Here is an 11,968-nt window from a genome sequence, read left to right as displayed (position 1 = left end):
AGCCGCCGCCAACCTCGCAATGCCGGATCGGCTCGAAGAGTGCTTCGCAATGATACGAGTGTGCGGGAAGAGCCCGGCGCAGGCAAGGCTCGCCAGGCCTTCGCCGACCGCCTTCCCTCCCTAATCGAAAGCCGCCGCTCAGCGCCTGAGCGTGCCGCGGTCGAGCAGTGGAAACAGCAGCAGCCCGACGACGAAACCGCCGATATGGGCCTCCCAGGCGATGCTCGTCTCCTCGCCGAGGATCGGCACCAGCCCCGCCCCGAACAGGATATTCGTCGCGAACCAGATGGCGATGAACAGCAGCGCACGGGAATTGCGCCAGAGCTCGCCGAGCGGTTCGGCGGGGATCGCACGCACCACCTCGTCATTGCCCAATTCGCCGAAGCGCAGGCCCGGAGCGAAGACGAAGCGGATTGCTGCGGCTGTGGCCCCGGAAACGCCGGCCGACGCGCCGACCAGCGGCAGGACGTCGAGATCGCGCGACCACCAGTGAAACAGCGCCCCACCGATCGTCGAAAGCGCCATCAGATTGAGAAAGCGGTTCGTGCCGAGCCGCCGCGCCACCGGGCTGCCGAACGCCGCAAGCCAGACCGCATTCGATATCAGGTGCAGCCAGGAGCCATGCAGAAACCCGTAGGTCAGCAAAGTCCAGAGCCTGACGCCACCATCGGCGAGCAGCAGCCGCACCAGCTGCAGCCGCTCGACCACATCCTGCCCCGCGGTGGATTGCGCCATCGCGCCGACCACGTCCTCCAGCCGCCCCGGCGACAGCCACAACGTCAGCCGCGCCGGCACGAAGGCCAGCCACGACATCAGGATGTAATCGTCATAGTCGGACAGCAGCGAACGCCCCGCCTGGATCAGCGTCAGAGCGGCGAGCAGCCAGACGACGGCCGGGGGCAGGTTGAACGCCGGCTCACGCGCCGGCCGGGGAGGATCTTGAAAAGCCATGCGGCGTCACACTTGCCGAAGCGTCCATGTCGCGCAAGCACCGGCTGCGCATGATGCAACGAAAAAGGGGAGTGGCTCGCGCCCTCCCCTTTTCCGCCGGCTGTGACGCCGCCCGGTTGCACCGGCCGGCAAGGTCACGCCCCCTCCACCTCGCGTTGCGGACACACTGAATGCCCGCGAATTCAGTGGCATTTTATACGCATTCTAGCGATCTTCCACAAAGGCAAGATTTGGTTAACCCTAACGTCCCCGCCCGCCTCCCCCGACTCAGACGACAGTGGCAAGACGGCATGACGAATGCGTCCTCGGTTCTCAGGGGAAGCGATTCGTCCCTCTTTCGAACGGTTCTGCGCCAATCTCGGTCGCCGCACTGTTCCGGGGGGACGCAGCCGGCAGCATGGGCGCAGGATGAAAAACACAAGCACACGTCTGGTTTTCGAGTATTGGGACGCGCTGCGTGGCGAACGGGCCGCGCCGGAGCGCGGCGAGATCGAGCCCGGAGCGTTGCGTCATGCGCTGGCCGATACCTTCGTGCTGGAGAACGAACCCATCGGCCCTGTCTTCCGGCTGGCGGGAACGCGCCTGTGCGCGTTGATCGGCCACGAGCTGCGCGGACGGGCTTTCACGGCACTCTGGCCGGATGTCGAATCGCAAGGCGACATGCGCCGCCTCGTCCAGACGGTGATGGACGAAAGCGCCGGCGCCGTCGCCGGCCTGTCCGGGGAGACCAGGTCCGGCGCGCCGATCTATCTGGAGTTGCTGCTGCTGCCGCTGCGCTATCGCGGCCGCACCCATGCCCGCATCCTCGGAGCCCTTTCGCCGGCCGTCTCGCCGGACTGGCTCGGTCTCGATACCGTCGAGTCGATGCGCATGATCTCGCTGCGGATGCTCTGGCCCGCCGCCACCTCGCGTCCGGCCGCAACGCCGCGCCGGGCGGAACCGCCGCGTCTGGTCGTCCTGCCCGGCGGGCGGGCGTGATCGGAACGATCCGTTAACCAGACCGCGCCTACGATCCGCCCGAATCCAGGTCGGTCATTGATGCTGAGCGCGCTCCACACGCCCCGAACGGCTGCCATTCCTGCTGAACGCAGGCGGCATCACCGTATGAAGGTCGTGCTGCTGGGCCGCTACATGCTGCCCAACCGCATGGAATATCCCTGCCAGACGATCGATATCTCGCCGGGCGGCGTCCACCTCGCCGCTCCCGCCAAGGCCAAGCCCGGCGACCGCGTGATCGCCTATCTCGAACATCTCGGACGGATCGAGGGCACCTGCGTCCGGACGACGATGGAAGGCTTCGCGATGACCGTCACCGCGACAAGCCGCAAGCGCGAGAAGTTCACGGCCCAGCTCACCTGGCTCGCCAACCGCGAGGAGCTCGGCCTTCCGGAAGATCGCCGGCATGAGCGTGTCGTGCCGCGCAACCCGCGCTCCATTCTGATGATGGAGGACGGTCTGGAATTCGTCGTCCGCATCATCGACATCTCGCTCTCCGGCGCCGCCTTTTCGAGCGATCTCGATCTGCCGATCAATACGCCGGTGCGAATCGGCTCGACCCCTGCGCGGATCGTGCGCCGATTCGACGGCGGCTACGCAGCGGAATTCCGCTTCCCGCTCTCCGCCGATCTGCTCGACGAAAACCTCGAGCTCTGAAAGCCGGCCCGGCCGGCCACGTCGCGCAAACTGCCTGAGCGCCTGAATCGGCATCCCCGCACGGCAGCGTCGCGCCGCGCTCCGACCTCAAGTGAATCGCCAATGCCGCAGCAACCTCGCGGCCAAACGCACGCCACTCGCGCACCGGAGCGCCGGTCCGACGGCGCTTGCCGCGATTAAGGGATGCGTAAGTTAACGGCGCACTACCGAACAACGAAGAATTAATGGTTAAAATCTCGTTGTGCGATTGATACGAATCGTTACTTCCTCGTTCGACCAAGATTGATACTGATCTATTCTTCGCTCGCCGCTCGGCCGAATACATAAATTTGTACGTTTCCATTTCAGCCAGGATCCATTTGCCAGCACGCATCGTCAGCCCCGGGACAGAAAGGGGACGACATGCTCTCAATTCATCACAATCTGATTGGTACCGCACTGGCCGCTCTGGTCACGCTCGGTGGAGCAACCGCAGCGAATGCTCAGGGCTCGGTCGGCATCCCGGTCGCGAGCCTTCCGGCCGAAGCCTCCGGCGATGCCCGCGCGCCCTATGCCTGGACGGATTTCTGCAAGCGCACCCCGTCCGAATGCCGCACCGACACCCGCGAGCCGGAGCGCATCGAACTGAACGCCAAACTGTGGAAGACGATCGTCGCCACCAACAACAGCGTCAATCGAGAGATCGAGGCCGTCACCGACGACGAACATTGGGGCGTCGTCGACCGCTGGGATATCCCCACCGATGGCAAGGGTGATTGCGAGGACTACGCGCTGCTGAAGCGCAAGCGCCTTGCCGAGGCTGGGCTGCCGCGCCGCGCGATGCTCATGACCGTCGTGATCGACGAGGAGAATGCCGGCCACGCCGTGCTGATGATCCGCACCGACCGCGGCGACTTCGTGCTCGACAACAAGCGCAACGCGATCCTGCCCTGGAGCCAGACCGGCTACGTCTACGTCAAGCGCGAGTCGCAGTACCGCACGGGCTGGACCTCGCTCGGCGGCGCTCAGACTCCGACGGTCGCTTCGGTGCAGCGTTGATGAAGATTCCCGCGACCAGGATGATGTCGCGGTAAGAGGACGGCGAGGCTCGGTCACGTCCCCACCCACCCGTCCCCAAGGATCGGGTTTCGCCAGGGCCGGCTTTCCTCCCCGGAAGGCCGGCCCGCTTCTTTTCGAGGACGAGCCGTGACGTCGTGACGAGCGCCCGGCGCGCGTCAATCCAGCCTTTCGAGCCCTGCTGCGAATTGCTGCCAGCGCCGCACATAAGCCTGCGCCGAAGCGGTGATCCCGGCCGCCGCCTTGTCGTCCAGCGTCCGCACCGCCCGCGCCGGCGCGCCGACGATGAGCGAATTATCGGGAAATTCCTTGCCCTCGGTCACCAGTGCATTGGCGCCGACCAGGCAATTGCGGCCGATCTTCGCCCCGTTCAGCACGGTCGCGCCCATGCCCACGAGGCTGTTCTCGCCGATCGTGCAGCCATGCAGGATGGCGCGATGGCCAATCGTGCAATTGGCTCCCACGGTCAGCGGAAAGCCCATATCGGTGTGCAGCACGCAGCCTTCCTGGATGTTGCTGCCCTGGCCGATCGTGATCCATTCATTGTCGCCGCGCAGCACGGCGCCGAACCAGATCCCGACGTCACCGGCGAGCCTTACGCGTCCGATCACGTGAGCATCGGGCGCCAGCCACCAGGCACCCTCGCCCGGCACGTCCGGTCTTGTTCCATCAAGCGCGTAGAGCGGCATGAGCGATATCCTCTCGGATCGCGGCGCGGCCTGGCGGACGCGGCAACGACGATCTGTGCAATGGTTATTACATCGGATTTTTCGAAAAGCGCATTCCGCCTTTGGGTCCGATGCGACCGGCCACCCGCGTTTTGCAGGCGCCCCTCGCCGTCAAGCGCCGAGCATGTGCAGGAGATCGAGCACCACGCGGCCAGACGCCATGCCCCAGACCGCCGCCGTCATGCTGGCCAGCATCACGAACATGAAGGGCCGGCCCTCGATCTGCCGGCCGCGCACGGTATTGCGCAGGATCAGGAAGGGCGCGCTGAAGACCACGACCGGCACGCTAGCGACGGCGGCGAGCCCTCCCATCTCGAGCAGTTTGAAATCGGCACGCTGCGCGGTGAACAGCTCGAACGCACTGGCCAGCAGCCCCGCGAACGCGAAGCCGATCAAAAGCGACTGGAGCGCTTCGAGCGCGGCAGGCTGGATGGTCACGAGCGCGGCTCTTCCCCGGAACGACGCGCGAGAGCCTGCCGCATGGTTTACGGACTGTGAAGACAAGTCTTTACCAATGGTTAACGATAGCGCCCCGGTTATGGTTTACGCGCCGTTAAGCCGGCGGTGATTCAGTGATGCCGAGCCGATCCGGGAGATCGGGCGAAGAGTATCCGGAATGACCGCGTCCCTGTCCCATCACCGGCCCGGCCAGCAGGCCGCCCATCTCACCTCGATGGTGCGCACGCGCCTGCAGCGGCCGCCCGTGCTCTTGCCGCGAGCGGACAGCGCCCTGCTCAAGGCCGTGCTGCTGATCATGCTCGCGGGCGCGATGGCGACGGGGCTGGGGCTCTATCTGACCCATCGCCGCCCCGAGGAGCCCGCCGCGCTCCAACCGGCCCGCGTCGGCAACCTGGCCCTGCTGATTCCGAAGGATCTGACCGGCCTCGACGAGGACGACGACACCAGCCGTCTCGTCGGCATGGTCCGGCTGCGGCTAGACTGGCCGAATCTCGGCCCGGCGCAGCCGCAGAACAGAAGACGCTTGCTGGTCACGCTGAGCCCGCCCGACAAGGTCAATGAGCCGGCGCGCCAGCTTGCGACCTATGCCCGCTTCCTGACGCCGACCGTCTGGTCGAATCCCGGCGGGCTCGTGGTGCGCAGCTTCCGCAAGGGCTCGCCCTATGAGGGCGACGAGTTCTATGTCTCGGTTCCCGACGGGAAAGGCTTCGCCGCCCGCTGTCCGATCGAGACCGCCGCCCATCTCGACGAACCCTGCCGCATCACCTTCCAGCATCGCGGCATGGATGTGAACATCCGCTTCCCGCGCAGCATCATCGCCGACTGGGCGGTGATGCTCGGCGGTGTGCGGCGGACGCTCGACGGCCTGATCAGATAGCGCGACGCGCTCTCAGTCTTCCAGGTCGACGTCGAGGATCGCCATGGTGAAGTTGAAGGAGCGGTCGCCGTCCTCGTCATCGACATGGATGATGCCGATGAACTCCTCGCCCAGATAGACCTCGGCCGAGTCGGTCTTCTTCATGCGGGCGCGCACGCTGATCGCGTGGTTGTTGAAGGTGCGGCGCAGATAAGCCTCGAGTTTGGCGAGTTCTGTCTTGTCCACGATCGGGTCCTTTCGATTGGCCGGGAGCGATGCCACGACAGGCCGTGAAGGGCAAGCGAAAGCAGCCGCCGCGCACATGGCCGCCCCACATCTCCACGGCTTGCCGGCCGCCAGCGGAATCGTGCGATGCTGGCGATCTGTTGCACTGGTGACGGATGCCAATCGATGAAGCCATGGCTTGCCCCCGCCCTCGCCTATGTCGCGAGCTGGCTCGAATTCCAGCGCTGTTACCATGACCAGCCCGGCTGCGCCTTCGCGATCGCGAATGGCACCGATATCGTGCTCGAAGCCGCCTTCGGCAGCGCGGACCTCGCAACCGGCGAGGTGCTGACGTCGCGGCACGGCTTCCGCATCGCCTCCCACTCCAAGAGCTTCACCTCGGCCGGCATCCTGCGCCTGGTCGAGGAAGGCCGGCTACGGCTCGACGACAAGGTCGGCCGCTTCGTCGACGGGCTCCATCCCGCGATCGCCGACGTCACCGTCGAACAGGTGCTCTCCAACAGCGCCGGCCTGACCCGCGACGGGCCGGACAACGGCCAGTTCCTCGATCGCAAGCCCTATTGCAGCAAGGCGGAATTGCTCGCCGACCTTGCCGTGGCGCCGGTCTATCCCGGCTCACAGCGCTTCAAATACTCCAATCACGGCTTCGCACTGCTCGGCCTCGTCATCGAGGCGGTGACCGGTCTCAGCTACAGCGAATGGATCACCGACGAGGTCGTCGCCAAGGCCGGGCTGCTCGAAACCAAGGCCGATATCGATCTCTGGGGGCACCGCCCGATGGCAAGGGGCCATAGCGGCAGGCAGCCACTCGGCCAGCGGGTCGTCATCCCCGCGGACAATCCCGGCCACGCCATGACCTCGGCCGCGGGCTTCGTCGCCACGGCCGCGGATGTCGCGCGCTATTTCGCGCAGCTCTCGCCGAAGGCCGAGACGAGCATCCTCTCGGCCCTCAGCCGCCGCGAGATGACGCGGCGCCTCTGGCCGGACGACGAGTCGAGCCTGGGGCGCCATTACGGCCTCGGCACCATCTCCGGCGGCGAAGGCAGCTGGCGCTGGTTCGGCCATTCCGGCGGATTCCAGGGCTTCATCACGCGCACCTGCGTCTTCCCGGAGCAGGACCTCACCGTCGCAGTCCTGACCAATGCCATCGACGGGCTGGCGCATCCCTGGCTCGATGGCGTCGTCCATATCCTCAGGACCTTCGCCGAGCGCGGCGCACCATCGCCAGAAATGCGGGATTGGACCGGCCGCTGGTGGACGATCTGGGGCGCGAATGACCTTGTTCCGGTCGCCAAGCAGGTGCTGGTGGCCGCACCGGCCCTTCTCACGCCCTTCCTCGACGCTGCCGAGATCACGCTGGAAGGGTCCGACCTTGGGCGCATCACCCACGCCTCCGGCTTCAGCAGCCCCGGCGAAACGGCGGAACTGCAGCGTAATGAAACGGGCGCGGTGGTATCGGTGCGCCTCGGCGGCGGCCGCCTCGTCGGCGAGGAGGAGATGGGCGACGAGATGCTGGCGCGCTATGGAGCAGCCGGCGGCGCCTGACAGCGCCCCCACCCTCCCGGCGTGCGTCCCGCGGACGGGGGCAGCCACGCCTCGGCGATAAAGCACTTCGCCGCGCCACCCGCCACGCATTCGCCGCCTTTGCGCCGCATTTTAATTGCGAGGGCCGGCCGATGCGTGTGATCGCTTCATTCGCCGTGGCGGCTTTGCTTGCCGTGGGAGCGACGTGCGCTCACTCTCATCAGGCGCCAAGCCGCTGGGACTACCCGTTCTACTGCTGCTCCGGCGCCGACTGCGCGCCGCTCGAGCCTGAAGCCGTGCGAGAAGTCCATGGCGGCTTCGTCGTGATAGTCCGGCCCGGCGAGCATCCGATGTGGCCGAAGGAGCGCCGCACCACCCTGAGGCTCGAAATCCCCTATGACAAGGCAACGCCGTCGCCAGACGGGCATTGGCATCTCTGCATCAACGATGCGGGTGAGTTGCTCTGCTTCTTCGCGCCGGCCGGCGATTCCTGACGGTCGCGGCATCGGACCGAAAGGCGGCACCCCGTTCGGAAAAATCCGATGCGATAAATAATGAGCGAGGCGATCCAGCCCTCAGCCGAAGGCTGGGTGGTATCGCACCTCGCCGCGTGGCGTCACCGCCTTGAAGGACAGCCATTGCAGCTGGGATGGGGGGACATCGCCGAACCGCAGCCCGCCATCGCTCGCAAAACCGAAGCGGGAGTAGAACGCCGGATCGCCGAGCACCACGACGCCGGCCGCGCCGCTCGCGCGCAACTGGGCAAGCCCTTCCTCGATCAGCGCTCCGCCGATCCCGTGACGCTGCCGGAGGGGCGAGACCGAAACCGGCCCTAGCCCGTGCCAGGCGCCCATGGCTTCCGCGATCTCGATCGGCGAGAACGCGACATGGCCGATGACGCCGCCGCCCTCGATGGCGACGAGCGACAGGCTCAGCGCCCCGGCCCCGCGCAGGCCGGAGACGATTGCCGCCTCCGTGCCGCTGCTGTGCGGCGCCTTGGCAAAGGCTGCCGTGGTGACCTCCGCGATCTCGGCCTCGTCGCCCGGCCGCTCGAGCCTGATGTCGATGCGCATGAGCTCCCGCCTCCGGAGCCCATCTTAGAGCATTGGCCCCAAAAGTGGATTCCACTTTTCGGTCCGATCCGATGCTACGGCAAAGAGATAGTCGCCACTTTGCGTCCGAAAGGACGCACGGCGATCTAGCGCATGAAATGCAGTTCCCGGAATCGCCCGCGGAACGCGGTCACGTCCCTGGCCACCGCAGCTGCCGAACGCGAACCGTTGAGCCCTTCGGCGATATAGCCCGCCAGCTCCGGCATATCCGCCGCGGTCATGCCGAAGCGCACGATCTCCGGCGTGCCGAGCCTGAGTCCGTTGACGTCCCCCTCCACCGCCGGCAGCGGCAGGCCGATGCCGCAGGACAGGATGTTGACCGCGCGCAGCTGCTTCGCCGCCGCCTGGCCGCCGCCATAAGGCGCCGCCTCGATCGCGAACTGATGCGAGGTCGTCATGCCCCTGTCGCGCGCGAAGACCGGCACCTGGCGCTCCGAGAGCGCCTCGGCCAGCGCTTTAGCCGTCTTGGCCATTTCCTGCGCATAGGCGCGGCCATGCGCCTTCCAGTCGAGCAGGGAAACCGCGAGCGATGCCGATTTCGCCGCATCGAAATTGGCGGTGAGGCCGGGATAGGCGATGGCGTCGAGCCGTTTGGCGATCTCCGCATCATTGGTGAGGATCAGCCCGGAAGGCGGTCCGCCGAGGCTCTTATAAGTGCTCATCGTCATCAGATGGGCGCCTTCCTCCAGTGGCTGCTGCCAGCCATGGCCGGCGATCATGCCGGACATATGGGCCGCATCGAACAGGACGAGCGCGCCGACCTCGTCGGCGATGGCGCGGATCTCGCGGATCGGATGCGGGAAGAGGTTGAGGCTGCCGCCGATCGAGATCAGCTTCGGACGGAGCCTGAGTGCGTGTGCCCGCAGCTTCTCGACATCGACGGTGTAGTTGACCGGGTCGATCGGCGCCGGATGCGTGACGATGCCGTAGAGCCCGGCGGCGCCGGCGCCGTGATGAGTGACATGGCCTCCGATCTCGCCCGGCGGCGCAATGATGCAGTCGCCGGCCCTCGCCGCGAGCATGAAGGCGTAGAGATTGGCGATCGCACCGGAGGGTACGCGGATCTCGGCATATTTGGCGCCGAAGACCTCGGCTGCGAGCTCGGCCGCGATGATCTCGATCTGCTCGATCGCCTCCAGCCCCATCTCGTATTTGTCGCCGGGATAGCCGAGCGAGGGCCGCGCGCCGATCCCGGCCGACAGCAGCGCCTCGGCCTTCGGATTCATGACGTTGGTGGCGGGGTTCAGGTTGACGCAGTCGCGCTCATGGATCGCGCGGTTCTCCGCCGCGAGCGCATCGATCCGCGCCGCGATCGCGTCGAGCGGCTGGCTTGCCGTCTCGCCTGCGATCCTCAGCACATAATCCTCGCTCGCCTGCGGCACCCAATCGCGCTTGCCCAGTGCCGTCATGCCGGTCCCTCCGTCCTCGCTGGTTCCCGGCATAACAGCGGTTTGCCGCGCCGCGCGCAAACGAGTATTTCTCGCTCGCAGGCTGAGAAAATCTCAACCTCGAACCGGATGTCCGTCGTGCCCGTCAAGCCGCCCCGCCCCCGCCTGCCCTCGCTCAACGCCTTGCGCGCCTTCGAGGCGGCGGCGCGGCTCGAGAGCTTCACCAGGGCGGCGGACGAACTCGCCGTCACCGCCGGTGCCGTGACCCAGCAGATCCGGCAGCTCGAAGCGACGCTCGGTTTCCCGGTCTTCCGCCGGCTGGCACAGGGCGTCGCCCTCACGGACGCGGCGCGCGAGGCCCTGCCGCGGTTGACGCGCGGCTTCGACATGCTCGGCCAGGCCGTGCAAACGCTGCGCGAAGCCGAGCCGCACCGCCCGCTGGCTATCGCAGCCCTGCCCTGTCTCGCCCAGCTCTGGCTCTCACCGCGGCTGCCGGCGCTGCAGCAGGCCTTCCCCGATCTGCAGATCTCGCTGTCGGCGATGGAGGAGCCGCCCGATCCGCGGCGCGAGCCTTACGACCTCGCATTGTTCTACTGTGAGTTGACGGAGCCGGGCGCGCTTCAGTTGGGCGATGACGCAATCCTGCCCGTCTGCGCCCCGACGCTGGCCGCCCAGATCAAATCCGCGGCCGATCTGGCCCGGCAGACATTGCTGCACGACGCCGTGTGGCGCGGCGACTGGGCGCGCTGGCTCGCCTCCGCCCTTCCGGAGGCCCTGATCGATACCGGTCGCGGCCCGGCCTTCTCGCTCTACAGCTTGGCACTGGATGCCTGCCTGTCGGGTTCGGGCGTGCTTATGGGCCGGGTGAGCCTCGTCGCACCCCATCTGGCGAGCGGCCGCCTCGCGGCGCCCTTCCCGCGGGCGATGCCGACCATGGACAGGCTTACGCTGACACCGGCCATCGGTCCCGGTGCCCATGCGCGCCGGGTCGAGATCATGGATTGGCTCGCGGGCTCGGCGCAGAAGCCAGATCAGATATAAGACCCGCAATCGCCTTCAAGGGTCTGGTCCATCGAGCGCGAAGGCTCGGCGCAGCCGGCTTCGCCGACAACCTTGGCCGGCACGCCCGCCACGGTCTTGTTGCGCGGCACGGCCGCCAGCACGACGGAGCCCGCCGCGACGCGGCTGCACCGGCCGACCTCGATATTGCCGAGGATCTTCGCGCCCGCGCCGATCAGCACGCCCTTGCGGATCTTGGGATGGCGATCGCCGCCCTGCTTGCCGGTGCCGCCGAGCGTGACGCCGTGCAGCAGCGAGACATCGTCCTCGATCACCGCCGTCTCGCCGACGACGAGGCCGGTGGCATGGTCGAGGAACACGCCCTTGCCGATCTTCGCGGCCGGGTTGATGTCCGTCTGGAAAACCTCCGAGGAGCGCGCCTGCAGATAGAGCGCGAAGTCGCGCCGCTCGCGCTGCCAGAGCCAATGCGCCAGGCGGTGGCACTGTAGCGCATGGAAGCCCTTGAAGAACAGCACCGGTTCCAGCACCCGGTAGCACGCCGGGTCTCGGTCGAGCACCGCCATCACATCGGCGCGCATGCCGGCACCGATGCTCTCGTCGTCCGCCATCGCCTCGGCGAAGCCCTGCTCGATCAAATCGGCCGTCACGGCCGGATGGCCGAGCCGGGCCGCAACGCGATGGGCGACCGCGCATTCGAACGAGGGCTGGTTGAGAATCGAGGCGACGATGAGCGTGCCCAGCGCCGGCTCGGCGGCAACGGCCGCCTCGGCCTCGCCACGCAGGCGAGACCAGACAGGGTCGAGCCGGTTGAGGCCGGTTGTGAGATCGCGTGCTTCCACGGCAGAGCGCCCCGACGGCATGATCATTCTCCGGAAAGGGTCGTCAGCAGGAGGACAGCCTAGCCACAAGCTGGCGTCCGTACCAAAGGCTCAAGCCGACCAAGATTGAATCAAAAAGCGAGGCAGCGGATTCAGT

The 11,968-nt window shown here is 66.9% G+C and carries 14 protein-coding genes; 7 read left to right on the top strand and 7 right to left on the bottom strand.

What is annotated here, in order from left to right:
- Window positions 1-138: 138 nt before the first annotated feature.
- Entirely contained in the window at window positions 139-951 is an 813-nt protein-coding gene (locus tag AC1DEZ_RS07790) for a rhomboid family intramembrane serine protease (protein ID WP_441512928.1), read from the bottom strand.
- Window positions 952-1,359: 408 nt separating this feature from the next.
- Between AC1DEZ_RS07790 and AC1DEZ_RS07785 the strand changes: the two genes are divergently transcribed.
- The 3 genes from AC1DEZ_RS07785 (at window position 1,360) to AC1DEZ_RS07775 (ending at window position 3,642) form a co-directional block, all read left to right on the top strand.
- Window positions 1,360-1,929 (top strand): PAS domain-containing protein, encoded by a 570-nt coding sequence (locus tag AC1DEZ_RS07785; protein ID WP_441512929.1) that lies wholly within the window; start codon window positions 1,360-1,362, stop codon window positions 1,927-1,929.
- Between the two features lie 60 nt (window positions 1,930-1,989).
- Window positions 1,990-2,604, top strand: a complete 615-nt coding sequence (locus tag AC1DEZ_RS07780; RefSeq protein ID WP_476779274.1) for a PilZ domain-containing protein — start codon at window positions 1,990-1,992, stop codon at window positions 2,602-2,604.
- A 402-nt stretch (window positions 2,605-3,006) separates the two neighbouring features.
- Window positions 3,007-3,642 carry a transglutaminase-like cysteine peptidase gene (locus AC1DEZ_RS07775; protein WP_441512931.1) on the top strand — a complete coding sequence of 212 codons (636 nt, stop codon included), beginning with the start codon at window positions 3,007-3,009 and terminating at the stop codon, window positions 3,640-3,642.
- A gap of 176 nt (window positions 3,643-3,818) precedes the next feature.
- Here the strand turns inward: AC1DEZ_RS07775 and AC1DEZ_RS07770 are convergent, their stop codons facing one another.
- Complete coding sequence (locus AC1DEZ_RS07770; RefSeq protein ID WP_441512932.1) at window positions 3,819-4,349, bottom strand: gamma carbonic anhydrase family protein; 531 nt, start codon at window positions 4,347-4,349, stop codon at window positions 3,819-3,821.
- A 150-nt stretch (window positions 4,350-4,499) separates the two neighbouring features.
- The gene (locus tag AC1DEZ_RS07765) at window positions 4,500-4,826 is read right to left on the bottom strand and encodes a DUF6949 family protein (protein WP_476779273.1); all 327 of its coding nucleotides are present in this window, start codon (window positions 4,824-4,826) and stop codon (window positions 4,500-4,502) included.
- 178 nt (window positions 4,827-5,004) lie between these two features.
- On the opposite strand from AC1DEZ_RS07765, the gene AC1DEZ_RS07760 reads away from it, so the two are divergent.
- Window positions 5,005-5,724 carry a hypothetical protein gene (locus AC1DEZ_RS07760; protein WP_476779272.1) on the top strand — a complete coding sequence of 240 codons (720 nt, stop codon included), beginning with the start codon at window positions 5,005-5,007 and terminating at the stop codon, window positions 5,722-5,724.
- 12 nt (window positions 5,725-5,736) lie between these two features.
- Here the strand turns inward: AC1DEZ_RS07760 and AC1DEZ_RS07755 are convergent, their stop codons facing one another.
- Window positions 5,737-5,949 (bottom strand): DUF3126 family protein, encoded by a 213-nt coding sequence (locus tag AC1DEZ_RS07755; protein WP_441512935.1) that lies wholly within the window; start codon window positions 5,947-5,949, stop codon window positions 5,737-5,739.
- Between the two features lie 165 nt (window positions 5,950-6,114).
- Here AC1DEZ_RS07755 and AC1DEZ_RS07750 point away from each other — a divergent pair, with 165 nt between their 5' ends.
- Together AC1DEZ_RS07750 and AC1DEZ_RS07745 are read left to right on the top strand one after the other, a co-directional pair.
- Complete coding sequence (locus AC1DEZ_RS07750; protein ID WP_476779271.1) at window positions 6,115-7,494, top strand: serine hydrolase domain-containing protein; 1,380 nt, start codon at window positions 6,115-6,117, stop codon at window positions 7,492-7,494.
- Between the two features lie 131 nt (window positions 7,495-7,625).
- Complete coding sequence (locus AC1DEZ_RS07745) at window positions 7,626-7,967, top strand: hypothetical protein (RefSeq protein ID WP_441512937.1); 342 nt, start codon at window positions 7,626-7,628, stop codon at window positions 7,965-7,967.
- 81 nt (window positions 7,968-8,048) lie between these two features.
- Here AC1DEZ_RS07745 and AC1DEZ_RS07740 read toward each other — a convergent pair whose 3' ends face one another.
- Both AC1DEZ_RS07740 and AC1DEZ_RS07735 read right to left on the bottom strand, forming a co-directional pair.
- The gene (locus AC1DEZ_RS07740) at window positions 8,049-8,546 is read right to left on the bottom strand and encodes a GNAT family N-acetyltransferase (protein WP_476779270.1); all 498 of its coding nucleotides are present in this window, start codon (window positions 8,544-8,546) and stop codon (window positions 8,049-8,051) included.
- Window positions 8,547-8,671: 125 nt separating this feature from the next.
- Window positions 8,672-9,994, bottom strand: coding sequence for an aminotransferase class I/II-fold pyridoxal phosphate-dependent enzyme (locus AC1DEZ_RS07735; protein ID WP_476779269.1), 1,323 nt, complete (start codon window positions 9,992-9,994; stop codon window positions 8,672-8,674).
- A 117-nt stretch (window positions 9,995-10,111) separates the two neighbouring features.
- Between AC1DEZ_RS07735 and AC1DEZ_RS07730 the strand changes: the two genes are divergently transcribed.
- Window positions 10,112-11,014 (top strand): LysR substrate-binding domain-containing protein, encoded by a 903-nt coding sequence (locus AC1DEZ_RS07730; RefSeq protein WP_476779268.1) that lies wholly within the window; start codon window positions 10,112-10,114, stop codon window positions 11,012-11,014.
- On the opposite strand, the gene cysE is transcribed toward AC1DEZ_RS07730, so the two are convergent.
- On the bottom strand, window positions 11,005-11,853 hold the full coding sequence (gene cysE / locus AC1DEZ_RS07725; protein WP_476779267.1) for a serine O-acetyltransferase: 849 nt from the start codon (window positions 11,851-11,853) through the stop codon (window positions 11,005-11,007). The genes AC1DEZ_RS07730 and cysE overlap by 10 nt on opposite strands.
- Between the last annotated feature and the right edge of the window lie 115 nt (window positions 11,854-11,968).

Source organism: Allobosea sp. 10L422 (assembly GCF_056395345.1).
The sequence above is the reverse complement of the archived record's forward strand: the minus strand, read 5'-3'. Positions and strand labels throughout refer to the sequence as shown.

Bases quoted from the DNA above. Each gene is read 5' to 3' on its own strand.
- AC1DEZ_RS07790 (WP_441512928.1), bottom strand. From the start codon at position 951: ATGGCTTTTCAAGATCCTCCCCGGCCGGCGCGTGAGCCGGCGTTCAAC.
- AC1DEZ_RS07780 (WP_476779274.1), top strand. From the start codon at position 1,990: ATGCTGAGCGCGCTCCACACGCCCCGAACGGCTGCCATTCCTGCTGAA.
- AC1DEZ_RS07785 (WP_441512929.1), top strand. From the start codon at position 1,360: ATGAAAAACACAAGCACACGTCTGGTTTTCGAGTATTGGGACGCGCTG.
- cysE (WP_476779267.1), bottom strand. From the start codon at position 11,853: ATGCCGTCGGGGCGCTCTGCCGTGGAAGCACGCGATCTCACAACCGGC.
- AC1DEZ_RS07760 (WP_476779272.1), top strand. From the start codon at position 5,005: ATGACCGCGTCCCTGTCCCATCACCGGCCCGGCCAGCAGGCCGCCCAT.
- AC1DEZ_RS07745 (WP_441512937.1), top strand. From the start codon at position 7,626: ATGCGTGTGATCGCTTCATTCGCCGTGGCGGCTTTGCTTGCCGTGGGA.
- AC1DEZ_RS07735 (WP_476779269.1), bottom strand. From the start codon at position 9,994: ATGACGGCACTGGGCAAGCGCGATTGGGTGCCGCAGGCGAGCGAGGAT.
- AC1DEZ_RS07750 (WP_476779271.1), top strand. From the start codon at position 6,115: ATGAAGCCATGGCTTGCCCCCGCCCTCGCCTATGTCGCGAGCTGGCTC.
- AC1DEZ_RS07770 (WP_441512932.1), bottom strand. From the start codon at position 4,349: ATGCCGCTCTACGCGCTTGATGGAACAAGACCGGACGTGCCGGGCGAG.
- AC1DEZ_RS07740 (WP_476779270.1), bottom strand. From the start codon at position 8,546: ATGCGCATCGACATCAGGCTCGAGCGGCCGGGCGACGAGGCCGAGATC.
- AC1DEZ_RS07775 (WP_441512931.1), top strand. From the start codon at position 3,007: ATGCTCTCAATTCATCACAATCTGATTGGTACCGCACTGGCCGCTCTG.